Consider the following 26312-nt stretch of genomic DNA (forward strand, 5'->3'; position numbering starts at 1 on the left):
GGCGTCATGCGAGCACGTCCGCCCGTACGGATGCGAGGAAGCCGTCCCAGGCCGGCCCGGTGAAGAGCACGGCCGGGCCGTCCGTCCGCTTGGAGTCGCGGACGGCCAGCAGGCCGCTGCCACTGAGGACGGCCGTTTCCACGCAGTTGTTCATTCCGGTGCTGCGGCTGCTCCGCCGCCACCGCGCGCTGATCAGAAGTCCGCTGGTGGAGAGGGGGGTTGCGGACACGGGGGTGCCTCCTTACGCGTCGTCAGCGAGTGAGCTGATGAGATCCGACGAGTCCTGGGGCGGGAGGGCGTGCGCCTGGATGGTGCGGAATGCGGCGCTGTACGCCTCGAGGTCTTCCTTCCGCTCCAGATAGAGGCTACTCGTCAAATGGTCGAGGACCACCACATCCAGATCGGCGATGTTCGGAAATGAGAAAATAACGAACGGTCCGGTCAGGCCGAGATGACCCCCCACACTGAACGGAAGTACCTGCAACCGCACTTGGGGCAGTCGGGCCACCTGCGCCAGATGCCGCAATTGCGCCGCCATCACCCCGGGGCCGCCGATCTGCCGCCGCAGCACCGCCTCGTCCAGTACGGCGCTCAGCTCCAGCGGGGGATCGGCCCGCAGCACCGACTGCCGGGCCAGCCGTACGTCGACCAGCGCGTCGACCTTGGGTTCCGGCAGCCCGCCGAGCGCGGCCCGGGTCACCGCCCGCGCGTACTCCGGGGTCTGCAGCAGGCCGGGCACCACGGAGAGCTCGACCGTACGGGCCGAGCGGGCGCTCGCCTCCAGGCTGATGAAATCCCGGTACTCCTGCGGCAGCAGCCCCCGGTAGTCGTGCCACCACTGGCGGCCGCGCCCGGTGTCCCCGCCCGGCCCGGGGCCCGCCGCCGAGGCCGACAGGGCCTCCAGCAGCGCCCGCTGCTCGGGGCTGACGACCTCTGCGTAGACATCGAGGAGGCGGCGGATGTCCTCCGGTTTCACGCCACTGCGCCCTGTTTCGATGCGGCTGATTTTCGACTGGTGCCACCCCGCGATCCGGGCCGCCTCACCACTGGTGAGTCCGGTCCGGTCGCGCAGCGCGCGCAGTTCCTCGCCGAGCTTGCGCCGACGCACCGCGGGACCGTGCTGCATACCCGCCTCCTTCCACCGGCACAGCTCGCACCAGTCTGCCGTCCAAATAAGCTCTTCCGTAGCAGAGTTCACTGCATTGAGCGACAGATATATGCAGATCTTGGGGGAACGGCAGCACCGGCCGGACGATGGGTGGCACTCTGGCGTCCAGCACAGATCCGGGGTTTCGCCCCGGTGGGAAAGGGACCGTCGCCATGGCAGACCACCAGGAAGCATCCGTCACTCTGCCGAGCGATCCCGCCTCGGTCGCCACCGCCCGCCGCTACGTCGCGGAGGTGCTCGGCGAATGGGGACTGCCCGACGAGGCCGACACCGCAGACAGTGTCCGGCTGATCGTCTCGGAGCTCGCCACCAACGCCGTGCAGCACACCTTCGGCCAGTCACCCACCTTCACCGTCGACATCCGCCTCGAGCGCGGGGAGTGGCTCCGCGTCGGGGTGACCGACAGCCACCCGCGCTGGCCCAAGCGCCTCCCGGCCGCCGTCCAGCAGGACAACGGCCGGGGGATGGTGATCATCCGCTGGCTCACCGCCGAAGCCGGCGGCCGGCTCTCCGTCAGCCCCACCGAGGACGGCGGCAAGACCGTCTGGATCGCCCTGCCCTGGCCCGTCGGGGCTCCCGCGAAGAGCGTCACCGGCTGTTGAGCCGAGCTCAGCCCTGCCCGCGCTCCGCGGCGCTGCGCTCGATGCACAGTTCGTTGCCCTCCGGGTCGGCGAGCACGGCCCAGCCGGAGCCGTCCTCCCGGCGCCGGTCGTCGACCAGCTTCGCCCCGAGCCCGATGAGCCGCTCGACGGTCTCGTCCCGGGTGCCGGTGGGCGGCTGGATGTCCAGGTGGACCCGGTTCTTGACGGATTTGGCGTCCGGTACACGGATGAAGAGCAGACCCGGGACCCCGGGCTGCGCCGGGTCCAGCAGGATCTCGTCGTCGCCCTCCACGTCGTCCGGGTGGATCGGGAAGCCGGTCACGGCGGACCAGAACTCGGCGGTCTTGTAGGGCTCGAGCGAGTCGAAGGTGATGTGGCGGACCGGGTTGACGAACATGCATCTCCTCTGCGGCGGGTCCTGCGGCGGTGGCCGTGGGACCGTCGGTCCGGTCCGTATACGGAACCGGATGGGGGCGGCCCGGGAGTTGAACCGGGTGCCTGCCCGAAACGTGGGTTAACGCGGCGGAAAAGCGCGGCGCCTAGCGTGGCGGGCCACGGTGTTCCGTCAATGATCACCCATCCGCGGGTAAAACGGCGGTGCTCGGGACGGAAAGCCTTTCTCTGCGTTGGGCAAGACATGCTTGGCTCGGATATGCGCAGGTCAACGAAGTGTTGAAGGTCGCTAGGGTCGGCCCGGCTCGATGTCGATCTTGTCCTGGAAGCTTGGTGAGTTACGAGTGCAACTGACACCGCACGAGCAGGAACGACTGCTCATCCACGTGGCCGCCGACGTGGCCGAGAGGCGCAGAGCGCGCGGGGTCCTCCTCAACCACCCCGAAGCGGTCGCCCTGATCACGTCGCACATCCTCGAAGGGGCCCGCGACGGGCGGACCGTGGCCGAGCTCATGGCCTCCGGCCGCACCGTGCTCGGCCGCGCCGAGGTGATGGAGGGGATCCCCGAGATGATCCACGACGTCCAGGTCGAGGCGACCTTCCCGGACGGAACCAAGCTCGTCACCGTCCACGACCCGATCGTCTGAAGGGGCGTACCCGCATGATCCCCGGCGAAATCGTCCACGGGGACGGCCCGGTGCGCCTCAACGAGGGCCGTCCCGTCACCCGCCTCACCGTGCTCAACGCCGCCGACCGGCCCGTCCAGGTCGGCTCCCACTACCACTTCGCCGAGGCCAACCCCGGTCTCGACTTCGACCGTCGGGCCGCCCGCGGCCTGCGGCTCAACATCGCCGCCGGCACCGCCGTGCGCTTCGAGCCGGGCATCCCGGTCGCCGTGGAACTCGTACCGCTGGGCGGGCTGCGGACCGTACCGGGCCTGCGCGGCGAGACCGGAGGGCCGCTCGATGGCTGAGCTCGACCGCAGGGCGTACGCCGACCTCTTCGGACCGACCGCCGGCGACCGGATCCGGCTCGCGGACACCGACCTCTTCGTCGAGATCGAGCAGGATCTCAGCGGCGGCCCCGGACGCTCCGGCGACGAGGCCGTGTTCGGCGGCGGCAAGGTGATCCGCGAGTCCATGGGCCAGGCCCGGACCACCCGCGCCGAGGGCGCCCCCGACACCGTGATCACCGGAGTCGTCGTCCTCGACCACTGGGGCATCGTCAAGGCCGACATCGGCATCCGCGACGGCCGCATCTGCGGCATCGGCAAGGCCGGCAACCCCGACACGATGGACGGGGTGGATCCCGCACTCGTGATCGGCCCCGAGACCGAGATCATCGCGGGCAACGGGAAGATCGTCACCGCGGGCGCCATCGACGCGCACGTGCACTTCATCTCCCCGACCGTCGTCGACGAGGCCCTGGCCTCCGGCATCACCACCCTCGTCGGCGGCGGCACCGGACCCGCCGAGGGCACCAAGGCCACCACCGTCACCCCCGGCCCCTGGCACCTCGCCCGGATGTTCGCGGCACTGGAGTCCTACCCCGTCAACATCGGCCTGCTGGGCAAGGGCAACACGATGTCCCGCGAGGCCATGCACTCCCAGCTGCGCGGCGGAGCCCTCGGGTTCAAGCTCCACGAGGACTGGGGAACCACCCCCGCCGTCATCGACGCCTGCCTGAGCGTCTGCGAGGAGACCGGCGCCCAGGTCGCCATCCACACCGACACCCTCAACGAAGCCGGATTCGTCGGCGACACCCTCGCCGCCATCGCCGGGCGGACCATCCACTCGTACCACACCGAGGGCGCGGGCGGCGGGCACGCACCCGACATCATCACCGTGGTCTCCGAGCCGAACATCCTGCCCAGCTCCACCAACCCGACCCGGCCGCACACCGTCAACACCATCGACGAACACCTCGACATGCTGATGGTCTGCCACCACCTGAACCCGGCCGTCCCCGAGGACCTCGCGTTCGCCGAGTCCCGGATCAGGCCCTCGACCATCGCCGCCGAGGACGTCCTGCACGACCTCGGCGCCATCTCCATCATCTCCTCCGACGCCCAGGCCATGGGCCGCGTCGGCGAGGTCGTGCTGCGCACCTGGCAGACCGCCCACGTGATGAAGAAGCGGCGCGGCTTCCTGCCCGGCGACGGACCCGCCGACAACCACCGCGCCCGCCGGTACGTCGCGAAGTACACGATCAACCCCGCCGTGGCCCAGGGCCTCGCGCGAGAGATCGGCTCGGTGGAGACCGGCAAGCTCGCCGACCTGGTGCTGTGGACTCCGGCCTTCTTCGGGGTCAAGCCCGAAGTGGTCATCAAGGGTGGCCAGATCGCGTACGCCCAGATGGGCGATGCGAACGCCTCCATCCCCACCCCGCAGCCGGTGCTGCCCCGCCCGATGTTCGGCGGCCACGGCCGGGCCCCCGGGCTGAACTCGGTCAACTTCACCGCGCAGGCCGCGCTCGACGACGCGCTGCCCGAACGGCTCGGACTCGGCAAGCAGTTCGTGGCCATAGAGAGCACCCGCAAGGTGAGCAAGGCGGACATGCGCAACAACGACGCCATGCCGAGGGTCGAGGTCGACGCCGACACCTTCACGGTCACCATCGACGGGGAGGCCGTGGAGCCCGCGCCCGCGGCGGAACTGCCCATGGCCCAGCGCTACTTCCTGTTCTGACATGGGGCCTCTTGCGACGGGCGCAGCCCGATGAGCCTCGCCGCACTGCTCGTGCTCGCCGACGGCCGCTTCCCCGCCGGCGGGCACGCCCACTCGGGCGGGGCCGAAGCCGCCTGCAAGGCCGGCCGGATCCACGACGCCGCCACCCTCGAGGAGTTCTGCCGCGGCCGGCTGCACACGGCCGGACTCGTCGCCGCCGCACTCGCGGCCGCCGCAGCCCTCGGGCTCGACCCGGCGGTCCTCGACACGGCCGCCGACGCCCGCACGCCGTCGCCCGCGCTGCGCACCGCGGCGCGGCGGCTGGGCCGGCAGCTGCTGCGGGCGGCCCGGGCCACCTGGCCGGCGGCCGAACTCGACGCGCTCGCCGCGGCCTTCCCGCGCGGGGCGCACCAGCCGGTGGTGCTCGGGCTCACCGCCCGGGCGGCCGGGCTCGGGCCGCTGCAAGCCGCGCACGTGGCGGCGTACGAGAGCGTGAGCGGACCGGCGACCGCGACCGTGCGGCTGCTCGGCCTGGACCCGTTCGAGGCGAGCGGGGTCCTGGCCCGCCTCGCCCCCGAGCTCGACGCCGTCGCCGCCCGGGCCGCGCAGGCCGCGCACCGGTCCCGGTCGGAGGGCCCGGACGCGCTGCCCGCGGCCTCCTCGCCGCTGCTGGACATCGCGGCGGAGAGCCATGCGGCCTGGCCGGTACGGCTCTTCGCCTCGTGACCGCCTCCTCACCGCTTCCCGACCGCCGCCACGATTGACTCCGGAGACCCCCATGCACCTCGACCACGGCGTGACCTACCCCCAGCGTCACACCCACAGCGCCGAGCCGGTACGGGCGGACGGCTCGCGCCGCGCCCTGCGGATCGGCCTCGGCGGACCCGTCGGCTCCGGCAAGACGGCCACCGTCGCCGCCCTCTGCCGCGCCCTGCGCACCGAGCTTTCCATGGCCGTCGTCACCAACGACATCTACACCCGGGAGGACGCCGAGTTCCTGCTCCGCGAGGCCGTCCTGCCGCCCGAGAGGATCAGCGCGGTGGAGACCGGTGCCTGCCCGCACACCGCCATCCGCGACGACATCTCCGCCAATCTGGAGGCGGTCGAGGAGCTCGAGGAGACGGTCGGCCCGCTCGACCTGATCCTCGTCGAGTCCGGCGGCGACAACCTCACCGCCACCTTCTCCCGCGGCCTCGTCGACGCCCAGATCTTCGTCATCGACGTGGCGGGCGGCGACGACATCCCGCGCAAGGGCGGCCCCGGCGTCACCACCGCCGACCTGCTCGTCGTCAACAAGACCGACCTCGCCCCCTACGTGGGCTCCGACCTGGACCGGATGGCCCGCGACGCCGCCGAGCAGCGCGGCGAACTCCCCGTCGCCTTCCAGTCGCTGCGCGCGGAGGACGGCGTGGCGCCGGTGGCCGCATGGGTGCGCGAGCGGATCACCGCCTGGGCCGCGCGGTGAGCCCTACGGCGGCCCCCGCGCCTCCCGCCGCCCCGCCGGTCCCGGCCCCTGCCCCGCCTGCTTCCGCTGCGCCCACTGCTCCTGTGCCCGCCCTTGCTCCGGCCGGTGTACGGGCCACCGCCCGGATCTCCGCCGTCGCCGACGGCCGCGGCGGTACCGCCCTGCCGCTGCTGGCCGGTGAGGGACCGCTCGCGCTGCGCCGCACCAGGGGCACGGCCGCCGAGGCCGGCGTGATGCTGGTCGGCGCGATGAGCGCCCCGCTCGGCGGGGACCACCTCACGGTGGAGGCCGCCGTCGGCCCCGGGGCCCGGCTCGCCCTGGCCTCGGCGGCGGCCACCCTGGCACTGCCCGGACGCGGTGGCGAGCCCGCGCGGTACGACGTACGGCTGACCCTGGCCGAGGACGCGGCCGTACGGTGGCTGCCGGAGCCGCTGGTCTCCGTACGCGGCAGCGACCTGCGGGTGCACACCCGGGCCGAACTCGCCCCCACGGCCCGGCTGCTGCTGCGCGAGGAGCAGGTGCTGGGCCGGACGGGGGAGGAGCCGGGGCTGCTGCGCAGCAGGCTCGCCGTGACCCGGGGCGGGACCCCGTTGCTGGACCAGGAGCTGGCCTGCGGTCCGGGGGCGCCCGGGGGCTGGGACGGGCCGGCGGGGCTGGCGGGGCATCGGGCGCTCGGTCAGCTCCTGGTCGTGGACCCGGCATTCGCCGTGTCGCCGCCGGCCGCCGCGGTGCTCGGGGAGTTCGCGGCCGTCACTCCGCTGGCCGGTCCCGCCGTCCTCGTGACGGCTCTGGCGCCGGACGGGCTGCGGCTGCGCGAGGTACTCGACGCGGCGTGGCGCACGTACGGCTGGTAACTGCCGAGCAAACCTGGGACGAATGCGACACCGCTCAGCGGTACACGCCTTTCCGGTTATCGGGTTGGCAAAGAACGCGACCTTGGTCTGTTGTCAGGTGTAGGTCAGACGAAAGGATCCACCTGCAGAGACCGACTGCACCCGACCAACCCGGCCTCCTCCGGCCGGGCCTGACGCAGGGGGAACAACCACGTGATACGCACTGCAGCGCTGGGGAGCGCTGCCACTTTGATCACCGGAGCGCTGGCCGCGGGCCTGCTGCTGGCCCCGCCGGCCGCCGCGGCTTCGTCCACCCAGAACACCCCGCTTCCGGAAGGGCTGGGCGTCCAGCTCGCCGCGGCCCGCGCCGCAGCCACCGGTGTCGAGTGGAAGGACTGCCCCGCCGACTGGGGCTTCGAGGCCCCGATCCAGTGTGGCTGGGTCAAGGTCCCGCTCGACTACTCGAAGCCGTTCGGCAAGACGATCGACCTCGCGGTCGACCGCGCCGTCAGCACCGGCACCAAGCAGGAGCGCCAGGGCGCGCTCCTCTACAACCCGGGCGGCCCCGGCGGTTCCGGCATGCGCTTCCCGCGCCGGGTCACCACCAAGTCGCCCCTCTGGGTGAACACCTCCAAGGCCTACGACTTCGTGGGCTTCGACCCCCGCGGTGTCGGCCACTCGGCGCCCATCTCCTGCATCGACCCGCAGGAGTTCGTGAAGGCTCCCAAGGCCGACCCGGTCCCGGACAGCAAGGCCGACAAGAACGCCCAGCGCAAGCTCGCCGCGGAGTACGCGGACGGCTGCAAGGAGCGCAGCGGCGACATGCTGCCGTACATGACCACGCCGAACATCGCGCGTGACCTGGACGTCATCCGTGCCGCCCTCGGCGAGAAGAAGCTGAACTTCATCGGCGTCTCCTACGGCACCTACATCGGCGGCGTCTACGCGACCCTGTTCCCGACCCACGTGCGCCGCATGATCGTCGACAGCGTCGTCAACCCGGCGCAGGAGAACATCTGGTACGAGGCGAACCTCGAGCAGGACGTCGCCTTCCAGATGCGCTGGAACGACTGGCAGGACTGGGTCGCCAAGAACGACAACGTCTTCCACATCGGCGACACCCGCGCCAAGGTCGAGGCCAAGTGGCAGGAGCTGCGCGCCAAGGCCAAGGCCAACCCGCTCGGCGGGGTCGTCGGCCCGGCCGAGCTCATCGGCTTCTTCCAGGGCGCCCCGTACTACGACTCCTCCTGGGTGCCCGTCGCCCAGGCGTTCAGCGCGTACGTGGCCGGTGACGAGAAGCCGCTGATCGAGGCGATCTCCCCGGACATGTCCGACATCAAGGGCAACATCGCCTCGGAGAACGGCAACGCGGTGTACACCGCGGTCGAGTGCGCCGACGCCAAGTGGCCGACCAGCTGGGCCAAGTGGGACAAGGACAACAGCAAGCTGCACGAGAAGTACCCGTTCCTGACCTGGTCCAACGCGTGGATGAACCTGCCCTGCGCGACCTGGAAGTCCAAGCAGAGCAAGCCGATCGAGGTCGGTGCCAAGCACGGCCTGGCCCCGGTCCTGATCGTCCAGTCCGAGCGTGACGCGGCCACGCCGTACGAGGGTGGCGTCGAGCTGCACCGCCGCCTCGCCGGCTCGCGCCTGATCACCGAGCAGAACGCCGGCTCGCACGGTGTCACCAGCCTGGTGAACCCCTGCATCAACACCCGGGTGGACGCCTACCTGCTCGAGGGCAAGGTCGACGCCGCGGACGTGAAGTGCGGTCCGCACGCCACTCCGGTCGCCCCGGCCCCGGCCACTGCGAAGTCGCTCGCCACGGCCCCGGCGTCCGCCCTGCCGGCGCTCGAGGAACTGCCCGCCGTCCGCTAAGGCCTGCGGTGGCATGAAGCAGTACTGAGCACGGCCGGCAGAACACGGCACGGCACGGCACAGCACAGCACGGCACAGCACAGCACGGGAGAAGGCTCAGCGCGTCTTGCGCCGGGCCTTCTTCCGCGCTTCCTCCTCCTCCGCCTTGACCTCGGCGGCGTACCGGTCGACGTACTCCTGGCCGGACAGCTCGAGGACGGCGTACATGATCTCGTCGGTGACGGCCCGCAGCACGGCCCGCTCGCCCTCCAGCCCGGCGTACCGCGAGAAGTCCAGCGGCTTGCCGAAGCGGATCGTCACCCGCCGGATGTTCGGGATCCTCTGCCCGGGCGGCTGGATCTCGAAGGTGCCGACCATCGCGCACGGTACGACGGGCACCCCGGCCCCGAGCGCCATCGCGGCCACGCCCACCTTGCCCTTGTACAGCCGCCCGTCGTGGGAGCGCGTGCCCTCGGGGTAGATGCCCAGCAGCTCACCCTTGGCCAGTACTCCGAGCCCCTCGCGCAGCGCGGCCTGTCCGGCGTCCTTGCCCGACCGGTCCACCGGGATCTGCCCGGCACTGCGGAAGAAGAACGCGGTCAGCCGCCCCTTCACCCCGGGACCGGTGAAGTACTCCGCCTTCGCGAGGAACGTGATCCGGCGTTTGAGGATGGCAGGCATCAGGAAGTGGTCGGAGAAGGACAGATGGTTGCCCGCGATGATCGCGGCCCCTTCCGGCGGGATGTTCTCCAGTCCCTCGATGCGCGGGCGGAACAGCAGCCGCAGCAGCGGACCGAGCAGCACGTGCTTGAGCAAGTGGTAGAACACCGGGGCATTTTCCCTTCACCTGGGCGTCAGGTCAGTGTGCCGCACACGGTGCCAGATGGGCATGGCGAACCAGAATCCGACCGGCCGGCACAGGATCACGGCGGCCGGCAGCCCGGCCTGCGACAGGCTCAGGACCAGGCTGAGGACCAGGGGCAGGTGGTGCGGGTGCGTCGGTTCACGTCTTGCTGGACGCCGCCATGCCGGCGGTCAGCAGGCCGAGGACCACCCAGGCGAACCACAGCCAGCCGTTGCTGCCGAGGGCCACGGAGTACGTGGCGACGGCCACCAGAGCGGCGAAGGTCATGACGGCCATCGCCTTAACGGATCCGGTCATGCCCCATGGTCGCGCGCGAAGGTGCTCCTCCGCTACTGGCCACGCGCTTGGAGCGAGGCGAGATAGGAGTTGTACGCCTCCAGCTCCTGGTCGCCGTCGCGGTCCGCGGCCCGGTCCGCGCGCTTCGCCGCCCGCTGCTCGGAGTGGTACCACTGGTAGACCAGCGCGATCAGCACCAGTACCGACGGGATCTCGCTGAAGGCCCAGGCGATGCCGCCGCCCCACTGCTGGTCGAGCAGCGGGTCGATGCCGAGGGAGGCCGGCGGGTTCGCGTACGTCTTGATCATCGGCTCGCTCGCCATCATCACGGCGATGCCGAAGAAGGCGTGGAACGGCATGCCGGCGAAGAGCTCCAGCATCCGCATCACGTATCCGGGGCGGTGCGGGCCCGGGTCCACGCCCATGATCGGCCAGAAGAAGATCAGACCGACGGCCAGGAAGTGCACCATCATGCCGATGTGCCCGGCCCTGCTCCCCATGAGGAAGTCGAAGAGCGGCGTGAAGTAGAGCGCGTAGAGGCTCGCGATGAACATCGGGATGGTGAACACCGGGTGGGTGATCACCTTCATGTAGCGGCTGTGCAGCAGCATCAGCAGCAGCTCGCGCGGTCCCTTGCGGCCGCGGGCGGCGGGCGGCAGCGCGCGCAGCGCCAGCGTCACCGGTGCGCCCAGCAGCAGCAGGATCGGCGAGAGCATGCTGATGACCATGTGCTGGACCATGTGCACGCTGAACATGACCATGCCGTAGTCGTTCAGCTTGGTGCACATCATGAGGGCGATGCTCAGCACGCCGGCGGTGAAGGCGATGGTCCGGCCCAGCGGCCAGGCGTCCCCGCGCCGGCGCAGCCGCACCACACCCCACAGGTACAGGCCGAGGCCCACGAGCGAGCCGATCAGGAAGAAGGCGTCGAAGGAGAACTCCAGCCCGCGCCCGAGAGTAAACGGCGGCAGGTCCATGTCCATGTGCATGTCCATGCCGTGACCGCTGTGATCCATCTGTCCACTCCCTTGACCTGTGGTGCCCCACCACAGTAGTGCCGCCCCCGGACACGAACTCGTCCGGGGGCGGGCACTACGGGGTATTGGCGTAAAAGGGGGGAAACATCACAGAACGTTCTGCGCCTCGTCGTACCGCTCCGCCGGGACCGTCTTGAGGGTCTGCACGGCGTCGGCGAGCGGGACCATCTCGATCTCGGTGCCGCGCAGGGCGGTCAGCATCCCGAACTCGCCGCGGTGCGCCGCCTCGACCGCGTGCCAGCCGAAGCGGGTGGCCAGGACCCGGTCGTACGCGGTGGGCGTACCGCCGCGCTGGACGTGGCCCAGGATGACCGGGCGGGCCTCCTTGCCCAGCCGCCGCTCCAGCTCGACCGCGAGCAGGTTGCCGATGCCGGCGAAGCGCTCGTGGCCGTACTGGTCGGTGCCGCCCTCCTGGAAGTCCATGGAGCCGGCGCGCGGCTTGGCGCCCTCGGCGACCACGACGATCGCGAACCGCTTGCCCGCGGAGAAGCGCTCGCCGACGATCGCCGTCAGCTCGTCGATGTCGAAGGGGCGCTCCGGAACCACGATCGCGTGCGCGCCGGCCGCCATGCCCGAGTGCAGGGCGATCCAGCCGGTGTGGCGGCCCATGACCTCCACGACCATCACGCGCTGGTGGGACTCGGCGGTTGTCTTCAGCCGGTCCAGGGCCTCGGTGGCGACTCCGACGGCGGTGTCGAAGCCGAAGGTGACGTCCGTCGAGGCGATGTCGTTGTCGATGGTCTTCGGGACGCCGACGATCGGCAGACCGGCCTGCGAGAGCAGGTGCGCGGCCTTCAGGGTGCCCTCGCCGCCGATCGGGATGATGGCGTCCAGGCCGAGGTCTGCGACGTGCCCGCGGGCCCGCTCGACGCCGTCGCGCAGGTGCGCGGGCTGTACCCGGGAGGAGCCGAGGATGGTGCCGCCGCGGGCGAGGATGCCGCCGACGGCGTCGAGGTCGAGCTTGCGGTAGTCCGCCTCCAGCAGGCCCTTCCAGCCGTCGTGGAAGCCGATGACTTCATCGCCGTGGTCGACGACGGCGCGGTGCACGACGGAGCGGATGACGGCGTTGAGACCGGGGCAGTCGCCACCGGAAGTGAGCACACCAATGCGCATGGCAGGAACAGACCTTTGCAACGTGGGCCGACGACCGGACCACGTCGTCCGGTTGGAACTACGGCCACCCTACAAGCGGTGGAGAGGTGGACTGAACCATCCTCCACATGCTGGTCGTACTCGTCATACGAAACCACGTCGGCCCGGTTCCCCCAAGGGAAAACCGGGCCGAACACATGATTGCGGGGCCGCCCCGATGAGCGGCCCGCGCGGCGCTACGCGGGCTGCGTCGCGGAGGCGATGCGCTCGGCGCGCAGCGCCTCGTACCACCGGTCGTCGATGGGCGGCAGCGCGTTCACGTCGAGGGCCAGCTTCAGCAGCAGGTCCGCGATCTGCGGGTTGCGGGCCATCACGGGGCCGTGCATGTAGGTGCCGAAGACCGTGTCGTTGTACGCGCCCTCGGTGCCGTCGCCCGTGCCGTTGCCGCGGCCCAGGCGGGTGCGGGCGAAGGGCTTCGCGGTCGGGCCGAGGTGCGTGACGCCCTGGTGGTTCTCGAAGCCCGTCAGCTGCGGCAGGTTCAGGCGCGGGTCGATGTCGGCGAGGACGTCGCCGACGCACCGCTCGCCGTCGCCGCGCACGGTGACCACGTCGAGCAGGCCCAGGCCCTCCTGGCGCTCGCCCATGTCGTTGACGAACTCGTTGCCGAGGATCTGGTAGCCGGCGCAGACGGAGAAGACGATCGCCCCGTTCGAGACGGCCCGCTCCAGACCGCCGTCGCGGAGCAGACGCTCCGCGGCGAGCCGCTGCGGCCGGTCCTCACCGCCGCCGATCAGGTAGATGTCGCCCGAGGTGGGGATGGGCTGGTCGCTGCGCACGTCCACGCGCTGCACGTCCAGGCCGCGCTGGCGCGCCCGGCGCTCCACCACGAGGGCGTTGCCCTGGTCTCCGTACGTGCTCAGCAGGTCGGGGTAGACCCACACCAGACGCAGGCTGTTGTCGCTCATGCTCTTGTGTCCTCTGGAGGTATGAGTACTAGTTGCCGACGCGGCGGCGCACGTCCTGGAAGGCGGTGTAGTTGGCGATCAGCTCGATCTGCCCGGGCGGCGCCAGCTGCACGGCCTCGTCGAGGGTCTCGCACACCCGGAAGTCCAGGCCCGCGACCTCGAGGCGGACGGCCAGGTCCAGCTTGCGGTCGCCGATCACGAAGATCGGGTGGCCGGCCAGGCGCGGGTAGTCCACGTCCCACAGCCAGGAGGTGTCGGTGCCGTCGGCGCCGCGCGCGTTCACCGAAAGGATCACCGGGGTCGGCGGCGGGTCGATCAGCGAAAACGTTTCGAGCCAGCCCGCCGGGTTCTTGGCGAGCAGCAGGCGCAGCTCACGGCCCTGGAAGTTGACCACGTCGTAGCGGCCGGCGACGGCCTGGACCTGGTACATCCGCTCCAGCGCGACCTGCGGCGGGACGCCGAAGACGGCGGCCACGGCGGCCGAGGTGGCGGCGTTCGCCTTGTTGGCGCGGCCGGGCAGCTGGAGGTGGATCGGCCAGGCGGAGCCGTGCGGGTCCAGCACGTGGTCCCCGGACAGCACCCAGCTCGGGGTGGGGCGCCGGAAGCCGCACTCGCCGCAGAACCAGTCGTCGCCGGGGCGCTGCATGACTCCACCGCAGGAGGGGCACGACCAGGCGTCGTCCTTCCACTCCTGGCCGGCGGCGACCCACACCACGTTCTGCGAGGAGGAGGCCGACCACACGATGAGCGGGTCGTCACAGTTCGCGACGATGACGGCCTTGGAGCCCTGGAGCCCCTCGCGCCACTTCTCCGCGAGCATGCGGGTCTCGGCGGCGCGGTCCAGCTGGTCGCGGGAGAGGTTCAGCAGGGCGATCACCTTGGGGGTGACGTCCCGGGCCACCCCGGCGAGGTACTTCTCGTCCACCTCGATGACGCCGTACTTGGCGTCCGAGCCGCCCGCGAGGGCGGAGGTGATGCCGGCCGGCATGTTGGCGCCGAGGGCGTTGGAGACGACCGGACCGCTGGCTCGCAGGGCCTCGGCGATCAGCCGGGTCGTCGTGGTCTTGCCGTTCGTCGCGGAGACGAGGACGACGTCGAGATGCTGCGCGAGCGCTCCGAGAAGATCGGGGTCGAGTTTGAGTGCGACCTTGCCACCGATCACCGATCCGCTTCCGCGTCCCGCGGCCCGCGACACCGCCGCCGCGGCCTTGCCCGCCGTCACGGCCAGCTTGGCCCGCGGCGAAAGCGGCTCTGTGTTGCCTGCCATCGTCCCTTGTCCTCCTTGCGTCGGTCGGCCCCAGCCTATCCAGTACCGGCCGGGGCCTTGACCGCGGCGCCCCCAGGGCGCCGCAGATCTCCTCATATATTCGCCCGTCGTACCCTTACGGCCATGCGACAGCGCCCCATTCCCGGTACCACCGGCCTCGTCCGCACCATGAGCCTCCTGGGCGATCCGGTGCTCCACTCGGCCTGCGCCGAGGTCACCGAATTCGGCCCGGCCCTCGACCGGCTCATCGAGGACATGTTCGCGACGATGTACGCCGCCGAGGGCGTCGGCCTCGCCGCGAACCAGATCGGCCTCGGACAGCGGGTGTTCGTGTACGACTGCCCCGATGACGAGGACGTGCGCCACGTCGGGCACATCGTCAACCCGCGGCTGGTGGAGGCCGACGGGGACGAGTACCGCGGCCCGGAGGGCTGCCTGTCGCTGCCGGGCCTGGAGGCGGGCACCGTCCGGTACGACCGTGCGGTCGTCGAAGGGGTCACCTCCGACGGCGCGCCCGTACGGATCACCGGCACCGGGTTCTTCGCCCGCTGCCTGCAGCACGAGTGCGACCACCTCGACGGCACGGTCTATGCGGACCGTGTCACCGGGCTGCGCGCCCGGCGGCTGCGGCGGGCGATCCGCAAGGCGCCGTGGGGCGCGCGACCTGCGGCGGCCGCGCAGAACTGAACCGGGGTCCCCGGCCGGGGACCCCGCTCGCTCCCTAGAAGCCCGGGCCGTCCAGGCGGTTGCCGGCCGTGGCCAGCCGGCCCCACAGCAGGTCGGTGAGTCCGGTGACCAACTCCGCGCGGTCACACGGGCGTTCGCCGAGCCACCAGTCGCCGGCGGCGTGCATCATGCCGACGATGCCGTGGCCCCAGATCCGGGCCAGGCGTTCGCCGCCGGGGCCGAGGTCCACGCGCTCGCCGATCACGTCGGCGAGTTCCTCGCCGAGCCGGCGCAGCAGCGGAGCCGAGTGCAGGCCCACGTCGAAGCCGCGCTCGGCGGCGTGCGAGTCCTCGGCCGGGTGCATCAGGAACCGGTACACCTGCGGGCGGGCCTCGATGGCCGTGAGATAGGTGTCGAGGGTGGACTCCACCCGGCTGCGGCGCTCGGCCGGGGCGTCGAGCGCGGCCCGCAGCGAGTCGAGCAGGGCGTCGGTGTGCCGTACGGCGAGGGCCTGGTAGAGCCCGGCCTTGTCGCCGAAGTGCCGGTAGAGGATCGGCTTGGTGATGCCGGCCTCCGCCGCGATGGCGTTCATGGAAGCCTTGGGGCCGTCCCGGAGGACGACCCGGTCGGCCGCTTCGAGCAGCTCCCGCCTGCGGCGCTCGGCCGCTCCCGGTTCGCCGGCCTGCTGAGTGGTCTCCATGACGTGTTTCTCTCCCCGCCCTTGCGATGGTGCGTGACGCCCACGCAACGTAACACCCCGCACACCCTCGCGAAGGAATCGGCTGTACCGCGGACGACTCTGCTTGACAGTCGCTACTCGCCGGTAACAGACTGTGGCCACCGTAAGGGTTACCGCTAGTAACGCACTGGTGGATGCACAGCTGGAGGGGACATGGCGGAGTTCACCATGGAGCTCAATGACGACCAGAAGCAGGTACAGGACTGGATCCACGGCTTCGCAGCCGACGTGATCCGGCCCGCAGCCGCGGAATGGGACGAGCGCGAAGAGACTCCGTGGCCCGTCATCCAGGAGGCCGCGAAGGTCGGCATCTACTCGCTCGACTTCTACGCCCAGCAGTTCTTCGACCCTACCGGCCTCGGCATCCCGATGGCCATGGAAGAACTGTTCTGGGGTGACGCGGGCATCGCCCTGTCGATCGTGGGCACCGGGCTCGCCGCCATCGGCGTCGTCGCGAACGGCACCGAGGAGCAGATCGGCACCTGGATCCCGCAGATGTACGGCACTCCGGACGACGTGAAGGTCGCCGCCTTCTGCTCCTCCGAGCCGGACGCCGGATCCGACGTCGGCTCGATGCGGACCCGGGCGGTCTACGACCAGGCCAAGGACGAGTGGGTGCTCAACGGCACCAAGACGTGGGCGACCAACGGCGGCATCGCCAACGTCCACATCGTCGTCGCGGTCGTCGACCCGGAGCTCGGCTCGAAGGGCCACGCCTCCTTCATCGTGCCGCCGAACACCCCGGGCCTGTCCCAGGGCCAGAAGTTCAAGAAGCACGGCATCCGCGCCTCGCACACCGCCGAGGTGGTCCTGGAGGACGTACGCGTGCCCGGCTCCTGCCTGCTCGGCGGCAAGGACAAGCTGGACGAGCGCCTTGCGCGGGCCCGCGAGCGGGCCAAGGCGGGCGGCGGCGAGCGCGTGAAGAACGCGGCCATGGCCACCTTCGAGGCCTCCCGCCCGGCGGTCGGCGCCATGGCCGTCGGCACCGCGCGCGCCGCGTACGAGGTCGCCCTCGACTACGCCAAGACCCGTACGCAGTTCGGCCGCCCGATCATCGACAACCAGGGCGTGGCCTTCCAGCTCGCCGACATGCGGACCTCCATCGACGCGGCCCGGCTGCTGGTGTGGCGGGCCTCCTGGATGGCGGTCGCGGGCAAGCCCTTCACCTCGGCGGAGGGCTCGATGTCGAAGCTGTTCGCGAGCGAGGTCGCCAAGAAGGTCACCGCCCAGGCGGTCCAGATCCTCGGCGGCAACGGCTTCACCCGCGAGTACCCGGTGGAGCGCATGCACCGCGACAGCGCGATTTACACGATCTTCGAGGGCACCAGCGAGATCCAGCGGCTGGTGATCGCCCGCACGATCTCGCAGATGCCGATCCGCTAGCCGGCCGCCGTGCCTCACGCATGAGTCCGTCAGTGCACGGGCGTGAGGCACAGCGAGTGGGCGCCCTCGACCCACTTGTCGGGGACGCTGATCAGGTCGCCGTCCGCGCAGTCCGCGCCGCCGGTGCCCCGCTGCTTGGTGACCAGGTACTTGGCCAGCGGGGAACCGCAGGCTTCCGGAACCAGCTTCTCGTTGCGCAGCTTGTCCGCGTCGCGCACGCACGTCCCGATGGCCGGGCCGGTCGGCAGCTCGTCGTCCCCGGCCATCAGGCCCAGCAGCACGAGGAGGGGCGGTGTGAAGGCGATGAGCACGGTCGCCGCGAGGAAGACCAGCGCCGGCGGGCGGCGCCACAGCGGCTTGCCGGGGCTCAGTGAGGGCAGGATGCCGCCGACCGGGGGAGCGAGCCTGACGAAGCGCGCCCGCGCGCCGAGGTTCAGCAGCACGGTGACGGGTGTGATGAACACCGACAGCGGGCCCCACCAGCCCTGCCACAGCGTGTCCGCGGACATCCTGCGGTAGGTGGCGAGCCCGCAGTCGCGGCAGAACGGCCCCTCCTGACGCAGGAAGCGCATCAGCACCAGCATGCCCTGGTGCCCGCGCACGGTGGCCTGCACGGCCGGCTGGGCCCCGCACACGCGGCAGCCGTACGGGGCCTGCGGCACCAGCTGGTGGCCGTACGGGACCGCCTGCGGCGGCACGCCGTACGGGGAGTGGGGGACGCCCTGCTGCGGGCCGTACGGGTGGTACGGGCCGGCGCCGTGCTGCGGTGGCGGAGTGGCCACGGATCTCTCCTCGGGTCTCGCGGGGTCTCGTGGCGATCACCGGGCGGTCGGTGATCACCGGCACCCTAGCCCGCGGCGGCCCGGCGGCAGCCGGGCGAGGGCCCGCGCCGAACGTGATCCCGGCCACGCCCGCGCCCGCCCTGAACACCCCTGCGGGCCGCGTCGGCGGCGCCCGCCAAGGGGCGTCGGGTGAACGATCCGGATACCGGGCATGAGCGCATGGTGAGCGGGCATACACACCCTGAACTGGACCCTTGAAATGGGTTCCGTCCGGGGGCGGCGATCAGCAATACTCACCGCCACCGTGGATCGCGGATTCGACCGGGTGACCACCGGCCCTCCCGCCCCACTTTGCGAGGAGGTGCGCCATGTGCTCCCACCAGCCCCCCTGCCCGTCCGCCGACAGCGCCGATCACGACGCCGCCCGCACCGTGGCCTTCCACCCCGAACAGGGTTGGAGTCTGCTCTGCAACGGCCTGGTGATCTTCGACGATACCGGTGAGCTGCTCCCCGACGGCCGCGCGGTGGAACCCCGCCGCCCGGCCCTGGTCTGAGCGAGGAGGCCGCATGCGCCAGCAGCTGATCCGCAAGCCCGTCCCCAAGCCCGCACCCCGAGACCTGGACCTGCGCACACCGTCGGGCAGACCCCTCCCGTACTGACGGGAGCTCCGACGTTACGCGGCCCCACCGGCTGGAGTTCAGCCGGTGGACGCCGTAGTTCCACCCAGGAACGCGGCCTCGTAGGCCTCGTCGCCGATCGCCGCGCGGGCCTGCCGCTCGCCCCGGTCCCGCAGGGCCGTCAGCGAGGGTGAGCCCATCTGCGGCCGGCCGACCGTGCGCCACCAGGCGTGCCCGGTGCCCAGCAGCCGCGCCGCGAGTTCCCCGTCGCCCAGGGCCGCCACCGCCGCCGCGAGCATGTCCAGGCCGAGAGCTATCCCGAACCGGTCGCCGAGCAGCCGCTTGCCCGAGAGCATCGCCCGTACGTGGCGCGCCGCCTCCCCGTGGTGGCCGAGCCCGAGCGCCGAGACCGCCAGCACGTAGTCCGCGTACGCCCGCAGCCAGCGCTCGCCCAGCTCCGCGCACGCCTCGCGCAGCCGCCGCGCCTCCTCGGCGGCCTCGTCGAAGCGTTCCAGGTCGCACAGGGCGTAGCTGGTGGCCAGCCGGCACAGGAGCCAGCCCGGACCGCTGGTCCGGCCGCCGTGGCCGGCCCGCGCCCGCGGCCCCGCCAGCTCCAGCGCCCGTACGGGATCCCCGGGCATCAGCACCGACACCGCGTGCAGATAGGCCGCGCGCAGCTCCGGCTCGGGATCCGCCAGCCGGGCCGCCGCACGGGTGCACTCCGCGCCCAGCTGCCGGGCCGCGTCCATGTCCCCCTGGAGCAGGGCGGTCAGCCCGAGGGCCCACACGGCCTGGGCGTACGCGGCCCCCGTGCCCGGGGCCGTTTCCAGCGCCCGTTCCAGGAAGCCCCGGCCCTCGTGGACGTGCCCGCACGAGAACCAGAAGAACCACAGGGCCCCGGCCATCTCGAGCGCTGCCGCCGGATCGGCGCCGAGGAGGTGCTCCAGCGCCGTCCGCAGCTGCGCGTGCTCGGCGGTCATCCTGCGGTACCAGTCCACCTGGTCCGGGCTCAGCCAGCCCCGGTCGGCCGCCTGGGAGAGCGCCGCGTACCAGTGCGCGTGCCGGTCGGCGACCGTCTGCACCTCGCCGAGCTCCGTCAGCCAGTCGTGGCCGTACTCGCGGATCGTGTCCAGCATCCGGTAGCGGGCGCCCGCGCCGCGCTCCTGGCTGCGCCGCACGACGGACTTCGCGACCAGCCCCGCCAGCACCCGCTCCACCCGGGAGGCGGGCAGCGGGCCGCCCGAGCACACCGCCCGGGCCGCGGCGACGTCGAAGTCCCCGGTGAAGACGGACAGCCGGGCCCACAGCAGCCGTTCCAGCGGCTCGCACAGCTCGTGGCTCCAGCCGATCGCGGTCCGCATCGTCCGGTGCCGGGGCTGGAGCACGGGCCGGGTGTCGGACAGCACGGCGAAGCGGGCGCCGAGGCGCTGCGCCATCTGCTCCAGCGTCCACAGCCTCAGCCGGGCGCCGGCGAGTTCAAGGGCCAGCGGGATCCCGTCGAGGCGCCGGCAGACCTCGGCCGCGAGCTCGGCCCGTCCGGGGTCCTCGAAGGCGGCCGCGGCCTGCGGGGTCGCGGCCACGGCGCGGGCGCGGAACAGGGCGAGGGCGTCGCTGTCGGGTCCCTCGCAGGGCAGCGGGCAGACCTCGACGACCTTCTCGCAGGGGCTGCCGAGCGGCTCCCGGGAGGTGACCAGCACCGTCAGTCCGGGTGCGGACTGGAGGAGTTCGCCCACGAGATGGCGGCACTCGGCCACCATGTGCTCGCAGGTGTCGAGGACGAGGAGCAGCTCCTTGTCGGCCACCCACGCGCACAGCTCCTCGACGAGGGGGCGGGCGGAGTGGTCGGCCAGGCCGACGGCGTGGGCGACGGTCATGGTGAGCAGGCCGGGGTCACGCAGCGGCGAGAGGTCCACCCACCAGACCCCGTCGGGCCGGTCCTGTTCGGGGTCGGTGGCGGCCCGCAAGGCGAGCCGTGACTTGCCGACGCCGCCCACCCCGGTGAGGGTGGTCAGCCTGCGGGAGCGCAAAAGGCAGTGAAGTGCGGCGAGTTCGTCCTCCCGGCCGATGAAGCCCGCCGGGTCGGGCGGCAGGTTCCCCGGCAGGGCGCCGCGAGCCGGCTCGGGATCGCCGTCGGCCTCCGCGGAATCCGGCTCTTTTCTGTTGAACGCGTACTCACCGAACACGGATGTATTGTGCGCGATCTTTTTGTCCGGTCGTGCCGTTCGGTCCGTATTGCTGTCACGTTGCCGGGACATCGGCCGCCCGCCTCATGCCACGAGTACGATGCGCCGTTCCGCGGAGAACGCCCCCCAGTTGCCGTCGGGCAGCCGGGCGCGCAGCTTGAGCGTCCACTGCGTGCCGGCGGGCTCGGTCACGGTGAGCCGGTGCTCCACCCGGGCGGCCCCGGAGGGGGGAATCGCGCCCGCGCCGAACTGGATGACGGTGACGGGCCGTCCGTTGACGTGGAGTTCGTACTCGCCGGTCGGGCGGCCGGTGTCCGGGGCGGTCCAGGTCAGCGTGACGGAGCCGGGCGAGGCGGTCGCGGTGAACCCGGCGGGTGCGGTGCCCGGGCCCTGGCCGGCGGACGGCGGGGTGGTCACGTCCACCGCCGGGCCGTCGGGGGAGGAGTTGTCCGCGCCGTCGCGGGCGCGGACGGTGAAGGTGTAGACGGTGTCCGGCTGGAGGCCGGTCAGGGTGGTCGCGGTCTCGGCGGGGCCGGCCGTGTGGATCCGGATGCCGCCCTGGTAGACGTCGTACGCGGTCACGCCGGTGTCGTCGGTCGCGGCAGCCCAGGACAGGGTGGCGGCCCGGGGCCCGTCGGCCCGGCCCGTGGTGCGGGCGGGGGCGGTGGGGGCCTGGCGGTCCTCGGCCTTGGCCGCCGGGGTGGCGGCTTCGGCGGACGCGCTCGGGGCGGAGGCGTTGCCGGCGGCGTCCCGGGCCCGGACGGTGAAGGCGTAGGCGGTCTGCGGGGTGAGGCCGGTGATGTCCACCATCGTCTTGTCGGCCGGGAGTTCGCGCACCAGCCGGCCCGCCTGGAACACCTGGTAGTTGGTCACCCCGTCGGCCGGGGACGCCGCCTGCCACATGACGTGCACGGAGGTGGCGCTGCCGGCCTGCGCGGTGATCCCGGCAGGGGCCGCCGGGGGCGTGGTGTCGGCCGCCGTGCAGGCGGCGAGCCCGGCGGCGGCCAGGCAGAGGGCGAGCAGGGGGGCGGTGCGTCGCACGGGGGGCCCTCCTCGGCATCCGCTTCCTCGTAAAGGTCTAGACATATATGGCACGGGCGTGGGGGGCGCGGCAATACCCGCGCGCGCCCGGGCCGCGCTCGGCGGTGTCTCGCCGTCGACCGGCGTCGTCGCGTCGGCCCGTCGCCCCGCCGGTGCGACCGTACGACCCGCCGGGAAGAGATCGTCAAGCACCGATCGCCCGTCACGGACGGTCAACACCCGTACGGCGGACACGGGTTTCGCCCGAAGGCACCCCCTCCTGCGCCACGATGGCGCCGCCTAAGGAGGTATCGATGGTGATTTCGCTCTCCGTGGTCGTGCTGCTCCTCGTCCTCGCGTGGATCTTCATGCGCAGTGGCGGCCTCAAGTTCTCCCATGCCCTCGTCTGCGCGCTGCTCGGCTTCTACCTCGCGAGCAGCAGCATGGCGGCAACCATCCACGACGGCCTGTCGGCCACCGCCCAAGTCGTCTCCGGCCTGCGCCCGTAAGCCGGCGGGCGGCGGCGGCCGGTCCGGCTTGATCGACTGTTGCGCCTTCGTGAATCATCCGGCTCTTCCATGGACTCCTCATGCGGTGCGATCTAGCGTCTGGCGGCGGCGCGATGTCATACGCACTGTCAATAAAACTGAAGAGAACGGAGGAAGTCCGGATGTTCCGAAGAGCGCTGAACTGCGCCGTGGTCCCCGCCCTCATCGTGTTCACGGCGATGTACGGGATCTCCCCGGCGCAGGCCGAGGCGATACCCCAGGCCCCCGGCCACCGCCTGGTCAGCCACTACGACGGCGCCCCCGCGGCGGCAGTCCCGCTGCCCGGCGAGGCCCCGCCCCAGCACCCCTTCCTCGCGCCCAACGGCCGCAGCGGCATGCACTCCGACGCCGGGGGCAGCGCAACCTCCCCCTGGTCCGGGCCGCTCGGCCGGAACCCGCGGGTGAGCAGCGAGAAGATCGCGGCCCTGGGCGGCGAGTGCGCCACCGCCACCTTCGACGCGGGCGGCAGGCTGGTCACGGTGTGCGGCACCTTCTCCGGCTTCAAGGTCAAGCTCCTCGATCCCCGTACACTGGCCACACTCGCGGAACACCAGCTTCCGCAGCGTTCCTCGACGGTCGAGGCGATCACCTCCCTCGACTTCTCGAAGATCTTCAAGGACACCTCGGGCGGCGCCTACTTCTACCTGGACAACGAGGACCGGGCCGTCCTGGCCGACTCCCGCCAGCACATCCTGCGCCTCTCGCATACGCAGCAGCCGGACGGCAGCTGGACCTTCGCCGTCGACGACGACTGGGACCTCACCGGCCAGGTCCCGCACGACTGCGTCACCTGGACCAACCTGCGGCCCAGCGGCACCTGCGACCCCGTCACCTCCGTGATGCCCGACTGGAACGGCCGCATCTGGTGGGTCACGCGGCAGGGTCGCGTGGGCACCGTGGACCAGCAGACCTCGCAGATCCGCTCGATCCGGCTCCCGGGCGAGGAGATCCAGAACTCCTTCTCGGTCGCCGAGGACGGTGTGTCGATCGTCTCCGACCACGCGCTCTACAGCTTCCGCGCCGCCGCCGACGGCACCCCCGAAGTGCAGTGGCGCCAGACCTACGACCGCGGTACGGGGACCAAACCCGGCTCCGTGAACCAGGGTTCGGGCACCACCCCGGACCTCTTCGGCAACGGCTACGTCGCCATCACCGACAACGCCGACGACCGGATGAACGTCCTGGTCTACCGGCGGGGCGCGGACGTGCCGGCCGACCGGCGGCTGGTCTGCAAGGTCCCGGTGTTCGGCAGCGGAGCCTCGACCACCGACAACTCCCTGATCACCTGGGGCAACAGCATCGTCGTCGAGAACAACTACGGCTATGAGAACCTCACCAGCCTGCTGCTCGGCAAGTCGGTCGTCGGCGGTGTCAGCCGGATCGACGTCCGCGCCGACGGAAGCGGCTGCGACACGGTGTGGCAGAGCGGCATCCGCGCGCCCTCCGTCGTCCCGAAGCTGTCCACCGCGAACGGGCTGCTCTACTTCTACGAGAAGGAGCCCAACGCCTGGGGGATCGACGCCTGGTACCTGACGGCGGTGGACTTCCGCACCGGCGAACGCCGCTGGCGCCAGCTGACCGGCACCGGGCCCCTGTACGACAACAACTGGGCGCCGATCACCCTCGGCCCCGACGGCACCGCGTACGTCGGCGTCTTCAACGGCATCGTCGCGGTCCGCGACGGCGGCTGAGGCCGGGCCGGCCGACGCGCGATCCGTGTCGGCCGGCTCCTTTCAGTCGTCTCAGTCGTCGGGGTGTCCGGGCTGCCACAGCGGGTGTTCGCGCTCGGCCCAGGCGCGGCCGACGGACCCCGTACGCAGCCCGCGCCGGGCCTCGGGATCGGCCAGGGCCTTGCCGATGTGCGCGGCGAGTACGAGGCCGACGGCGAGGGCCAGCCAGTCGTGGACGAAGGTGGCGGCCGTGCGCCGGACGACCGGGACGAGGCCGGTCCACCACATGAGCACGCCGGTGCCCGCCATCACCAGCACCGCCCCGGCCAGCCAGCCCGCGTACACCTTCTGCCCGGCGTTGAACTTCCCGGCGGGCCGCGCAGTCGTCCGGTCGCGCCGCAGGGCGGCCCGCAGCCAGACCCGGTCGTGCGGCCCGAACCGGCCCAGGCGCCGCAGATCCGCCCGGAAGGCCCGCGAGGCGAGCCCCAGCAGGAACGGCACGACGAGCAGCAGCCCGGACCAGACGTGCACGGTCACGATGAGATGGCGGCGGCCGACGAGTTCGGCGAGCGGCGGCAGGTACAGGCAGGCCGCCGAGGCGATGCACAGGCCCATCAGCGCAGCGGTGGCCCGGTGGATCCACCGCTCGGCGCGGCTGAACCGGAAGACCCGCTCGGTGCGCTGCCGCACCGGATCAGACGGTCGGGGCATCGTCGCGTCCGTTCGACCGGCCGACCCAGGCATCGACGTCGTAGCCGAGGCGCTCCCAGTACCCGGGTTCGACGTCACGGGTGAGGGTGATGCCGGAGAGCCACTTCGCCGATTTGTAGAAGTACATGGGGGCGACGTACAGCCGGACCGGACCGCCGTGGGAGTGGGCCAGGGGCTTGTCCTGCATGCGCAGCGCCACCATGACGTCGTCCCGGCGGGCCTGGGGGAGCGTGAGGCTCTCGGTGTACGTGCCGTCGAAGCAGCTGAAGCGGATCGCCCGGGCCTCGGGACGCACCCCGGCGGCGTCGAGCAGTCGCGCCAGCGGCACCCCCTCGAAGGGGGTGCCGGGAACCCGCCAGCCGGTGACGCACTGGACGTCCCGTACGACCCGGGTCTGCGGGAGCTGCTGCAGTGCGTCGAGGGTGTACGCCATGGGGCGGTCGACCAGGCCGTCGACGGTGAGCCGGTAGTTCTCGGGGCCGCGTCGGGGGACGGAGGCGGCCACCGAGTAGTAGCGGAACCCGCCGCCGTTCGGCAGCAGGCCGGTGAGGCCGGTGGGGTCCTTGTCTGCGGCCGCGCCGAGGAGGGTCTCGAAACCGCCCTGGAGGTACGGGGCGCCGACCAGTCCGGCCGCGCCGAGCCCGACCATGCCGAGGACCAGGCGGCGGCCGACCGGCGCGCCCTGACCGTCGGGGTCGGGTGGGGGTGGTGCGGGTACGGGTGCAGGTGCAGGTGCTGGGCTCACGGGCCGATTCGACCACCGCCGGCGCCCCCGCACCAGGCCTGGCGGCAGTCCGTCAGACTTCCGTCACACCTTGCCCGCCGCCGCAGACCCCTCAGGCCTTCCAGAAGAAGACGGCCGTCATCCGCTTCTCCTCCAGGGTCTGCCCGAAGTACCCGGTGGCGCTGTGGATCAGGTTCGCGGAGTAGAGCAGCAGCCGGTTGGCGCGGTGGGGGACCCGTACGTCCTCGGTGAAGGAGTCGGGGGACACGAAGCGGGTGCCCAGCGCGTCGACCAGGTTGTTGTGCGGTGCGATCACCTGGTTGCCGCCGAGGGCGCCGCCGGGCAGGCTCTGGCGGTAGAAGCTCGTCCCGCAGTCCTTCGGGACCTTCGGGTTGAGGTAGAGCACGGCGGCATAGCGGCAGAGGGTCCGCGAATCGGTGTGCGGGCGCGGCTCGGATTCGCCCTCGCCGACGACCTGGACGCAGTTGTGGTTGAACGTGCCGCCGCCGGCCGGCCGTTCGGCCCAGATCCTCGGGGCGCCGGTCGACTTCCGCACCAGCCGTTCCACCAGGGCCAGTTCATCGGGATCGAGACCCGGCATGGCCCGCAGCCCCGGCCAGCTCTCGGGCTTGTGCGGATAGCCCTCGGTCCAGTCGTCCTTGGCCAGGCAGCGCTCCCGTACGGCGTCCGGATCCGGCAGTACGTCGTCCAGTACCCAGTAGTCGCGCCCGCGGGTCGGCTTGCGGTACGGGAGGACCGGGAGGGGAGGAGGTAGGGGCATG

At 71.8% G+C, this 26312-nt stretch carries 29 protein-coding genes; 13 read left to right on the forward strand and 16 right to left on the reverse strand.

Annotation, left to right across the window (positions count from 1 at the left end; all coding sequences use genetic code 11):
* Positions 1-4: 4 nt before the first annotated feature.
* Together OHT74_RS32070 and OHT74_RS32075 are read right to left on the reverse strand one after the other, a co-directional pair.
* Complete coding sequence (locus OHT74_RS32070; protein WP_266631458.1) at positions 5-229, reverse strand: DUF397 domain-containing protein; 225 nt, start codon at positions 227-229, stop codon at positions 5-7.
* 12 nt (positions 230-241) lie between these two features.
* Positions 242-1126 carry a helix-turn-helix domain-containing protein gene (locus OHT74_RS32075; protein WP_266669248.1) on the reverse strand — a complete coding sequence of 295 codons (885 nt, stop codon included), beginning with the start codon at positions 1124-1126 and terminating at the stop codon, positions 242-244.
* 194 nt (positions 1127-1320) lie between these two features.
* Here OHT74_RS32075 and OHT74_RS32080 point away from each other — a divergent pair, with 194 nt between their 5' ends.
* Complete coding sequence (locus OHT74_RS32080) at positions 1321-1770, forward strand: ATP-binding protein (RefSeq protein WP_266669249.1); 450 nt, start codon at positions 1321-1323, stop codon at positions 1768-1770.
* 7 nt (positions 1771-1777) lie between these two features.
* Here the strand turns inward: OHT74_RS32080 and OHT74_RS32085 are convergent, their stop codons facing one another.
* Entirely contained in the window at positions 1778-2167 is a 390-nt protein-coding gene (locus tag OHT74_RS32085; RefSeq protein ID WP_328622083.1) for a VOC family protein, read from the reverse strand.
* A gap of 340 nt (positions 2168-2507) precedes the next feature.
* Between OHT74_RS32085 and OHT74_RS32090 the strand changes: the two genes are divergently transcribed.
* From OHT74_RS32090 to OHT74_RS32120, 7 genes are all read left to right on the forward strand, one after another.
* The gene (locus tag OHT74_RS32090) at positions 2508-2810 is read left to right on the forward strand and encodes an urease subunit gamma (RefSeq protein ID WP_266669251.1); all 303 of its coding nucleotides are present in this window, start codon (positions 2508-2510) and stop codon (positions 2808-2810) included.
* Between the two features lie 14 nt (positions 2811-2824).
* A complete protein-coding gene (locus OHT74_RS32095; protein WP_267000816.1) occupies positions 2825-3136 on the forward strand; it encodes an urease subunit beta in 312 nt (103 codons plus the stop codon).
* Positions 3129-4850, forward strand: coding sequence for an urease subunit alpha (locus tag OHT74_RS32100; RefSeq protein ID WP_266669253.1), 1722 nt, complete (start codon positions 3129-3131; stop codon positions 4848-4850). The genes OHT74_RS32095 and OHT74_RS32100 overlap by 8 nt, the downstream gene beginning before the upstream one ends.
* Before the next feature lie 30 nt (positions 4851-4880).
* Complete coding sequence (locus OHT74_RS32105) at positions 4881-5555, forward strand: urease accessory protein UreF (RefSeq protein WP_328622084.1); 675 nt, start codon at positions 4881-4883, stop codon at positions 5553-5555.
* A 52-nt stretch (positions 5556-5607) separates the two neighbouring features.
* Entirely contained in the window at positions 5608-6294 is a 687-nt protein-coding gene (gene ureG, locus OHT74_RS32110; protein ID WP_266669255.1) for an urease accessory protein UreG, read from the forward strand.
* Between the two features lie 83 nt (positions 6295-6377).
* Complete coding sequence (locus OHT74_RS32115) at positions 6378-7148, forward strand: urease accessory protein UreD (protein WP_328622085.1); 771 nt, start codon at positions 6378-6380, stop codon at positions 7146-7148.
* 192 nt (positions 7149-7340) lie between these two features.
* Positions 7341-9005 carry an alpha/beta hydrolase gene (locus OHT74_RS32120; RefSeq protein ID WP_328622086.1) on the forward strand — a complete coding sequence of 555 codons (1665 nt, stop codon included), beginning with the start codon at positions 7341-7343 and terminating at the stop codon, positions 9003-9005.
* Positions 9006-9101: 96 nt separating this feature from the next.
* Here OHT74_RS32120 and OHT74_RS32125 read toward each other — a convergent pair whose 3' ends face one another.
* From OHT74_RS32125 to OHT74_RS32150, 6 genes are all read right to left on the reverse strand, one after another.
* Complete coding sequence (locus tag OHT74_RS32125; protein ID WP_266669259.1) at positions 9102-9812, reverse strand: lysophospholipid acyltransferase family protein; 711 nt, start codon at positions 9810-9812, stop codon at positions 9102-9104.
* A gap of 175 nt (positions 9813-9987) precedes the next feature.
* Positions 9988-10146 (reverse strand): hypothetical protein, encoded by a 159-nt coding sequence (locus OHT74_RS32130; protein WP_266669261.1) that lies wholly within the window; start codon positions 10144-10146, stop codon positions 9988-9990.
* 32 nt (positions 10147-10178) lie between these two features.
* Positions 10179-11141, reverse strand: a complete 963-nt coding sequence (locus tag OHT74_RS32135; protein ID WP_328622087.1) for a cytochrome c oxidase assembly protein — start codon at positions 11139-11141, stop codon at positions 10179-10181.
* 108 nt (positions 11142-11249) lie between these two features.
* Positions 11250-12275, reverse strand: a complete 1026-nt coding sequence (locus tag OHT74_RS32140) for a 6-phosphofructokinase (RefSeq protein WP_328622088.1) — start codon at positions 12273-12275, stop codon at positions 11250-11252.
* Between the two features lie 215 nt (positions 12276-12490).
* Positions 12491-13219 carry a type 1 glutamine amidotransferase gene (locus OHT74_RS32145; RefSeq protein WP_266669264.1) on the reverse strand — a complete coding sequence of 243 codons (729 nt, stop codon included), beginning with the start codon at positions 13217-13219 and terminating at the stop codon, positions 12491-12493.
* A 28-nt stretch (positions 13220-13247) separates the two neighbouring features.
* On the reverse strand, positions 13248-14486 hold the full coding sequence (locus OHT74_RS32150) for a MurT ligase domain-containing protein (RefSeq protein ID WP_266669266.1): 1239 nt from the start codon (positions 14484-14486) through the stop codon (positions 13248-13250).
* A gap of 123 nt (positions 14487-14609) precedes the next feature.
* Between OHT74_RS32150 and def the strand changes: the two genes are divergently transcribed.
* The gene (gene def, locus OHT74_RS32155) at positions 14610-15173 is read left to right on the forward strand and encodes a peptide deformylase (protein WP_328622089.1); all 564 of its coding nucleotides are present in this window, start codon (positions 14610-14612) and stop codon (positions 15171-15173) included.
* A gap of 34 nt (positions 15174-15207) precedes the next feature.
* Here def and OHT74_RS32160 read toward each other — a convergent pair whose 3' ends face one another.
* Positions 15208-15852: a TetR family transcriptional regulator gene (locus OHT74_RS32160; protein WP_266669270.1), complete on the reverse strand. Its 645-nt coding sequence runs from the start codon at positions 15850-15852 to the stop codon at positions 15208-15210.
* Positions 15853-16044: 192 nt separating this feature from the next.
* On the opposite strand from OHT74_RS32160, the gene OHT74_RS32165 reads away from it, so the two are divergent.
* On the forward strand, positions 16045-17274 hold the full coding sequence (locus OHT74_RS32165) for an acyl-CoA dehydrogenase family protein (protein WP_266669272.1): 1230 nt from the start codon (positions 16045-16047) through the stop codon (positions 17272-17274).
* 29 nt (positions 17275-17303) lie between these two features.
* On the opposite strand, the gene OHT74_RS32170 is transcribed toward OHT74_RS32165, so the two are convergent.
* A complete protein-coding gene (locus OHT74_RS32170; RefSeq protein ID WP_328622090.1) occupies positions 17304-18056 on the reverse strand; it encodes a hypothetical protein in 753 nt (250 codons plus the stop codon).
* Positions 18057-18424: 368 nt separating this feature from the next.
* Here OHT74_RS32170 and OHT74_RS32175 point away from each other — a divergent pair, with 368 nt between their 5' ends.
* A complete protein-coding gene (locus tag OHT74_RS32175) occupies positions 18425-18610 on the forward strand; it encodes a DUF5999 family protein (protein ID WP_030300124.1) in 186 nt (61 codons plus the stop codon).
* Positions 18611-18754: 144 nt separating this feature from the next.
* Here the strand turns inward: OHT74_RS32175 and OHT74_RS32180 are convergent, their stop codons facing one another.
* Both OHT74_RS32180 and OHT74_RS32185 read right to left on the reverse strand, forming a co-directional pair.
* On the reverse strand, positions 18755-20857 hold the full coding sequence (locus tag OHT74_RS32180; protein WP_328622091.1) for an ATP-binding protein: 2103 nt from the start codon (positions 20855-20857) through the stop codon (positions 18755-18757).
* A gap of 84 nt (positions 20858-20941) precedes the next feature.
* Positions 20942-21898, reverse strand: coding sequence for a fibronectin type III domain-containing protein (locus OHT74_RS32185; protein WP_328622092.1), 957 nt, complete (start codon positions 21896-21898; stop codon positions 20942-20944).
* 293 nt (positions 21899-22191) lie between these two features.
* Here OHT74_RS32185 and OHT74_RS32190 point away from each other — a divergent pair, with 293 nt between their 5' ends.
* Both OHT74_RS32190 and OHT74_RS32195 read left to right on the forward strand, forming a co-directional pair.
* Positions 22192-22386, forward strand: a complete 195-nt coding sequence (locus OHT74_RS32190) for a hypothetical protein (RefSeq protein WP_053790200.1) — start codon at positions 22192-22194, stop codon at positions 22384-22386.
* 161 nt (positions 22387-22547) lie between these two features.
* Positions 22548-24116, forward strand: a complete 1569-nt coding sequence (locus tag OHT74_RS32195; protein ID WP_443047604.1) for a hypothetical protein — start codon at positions 22548-22550, stop codon at positions 24114-24116.
* Positions 24117-24167: 51 nt separating this feature from the next.
* Here OHT74_RS32195 and OHT74_RS32200 read toward each other — a convergent pair whose 3' ends face one another.
* The 3 genes from OHT74_RS32200 to OHT74_RS32210 form a co-directional block, all read right to left on the reverse strand.
* A complete protein-coding gene (locus OHT74_RS32200; RefSeq protein ID WP_328622093.1) occupies positions 24168-24806 on the reverse strand; it encodes a cytochrome b/b6 domain-containing protein in 639 nt (212 codons plus the stop codon).
* Positions 24790-25455 carry a molybdopterin-dependent oxidoreductase gene (locus tag OHT74_RS32205; RefSeq protein ID WP_266673231.1) on the reverse strand — a complete coding sequence of 222 codons (666 nt, stop codon included), beginning with the start codon at positions 25453-25455 and terminating at the stop codon, positions 24790-24792. Before OHT74_RS32205 ends, OHT74_RS32200 begins: the two co-directional genes overlap by 17 nt.
* Before the next feature lie 187 nt (positions 25456-25642).
* Positions 25643-26311: a DUF6445 family protein gene (locus OHT74_RS32210; protein WP_328622094.1), complete on the reverse strand. Its 669-nt coding sequence runs from the start codon at positions 26309-26311 to the stop codon at positions 25643-25645.
* Position 26312: the final 1 nt, after the last annotated feature.

It is taken from the genome of Streptomyces sp. NBC_00354 (assembly GCF_036106915.1).
In the GTDB taxonomy this organism is placed as follows: domain Bacteria; phylum Actinomycetota; class Actinomycetes; order Streptomycetales; family Streptomycetaceae; genus Streptomyces.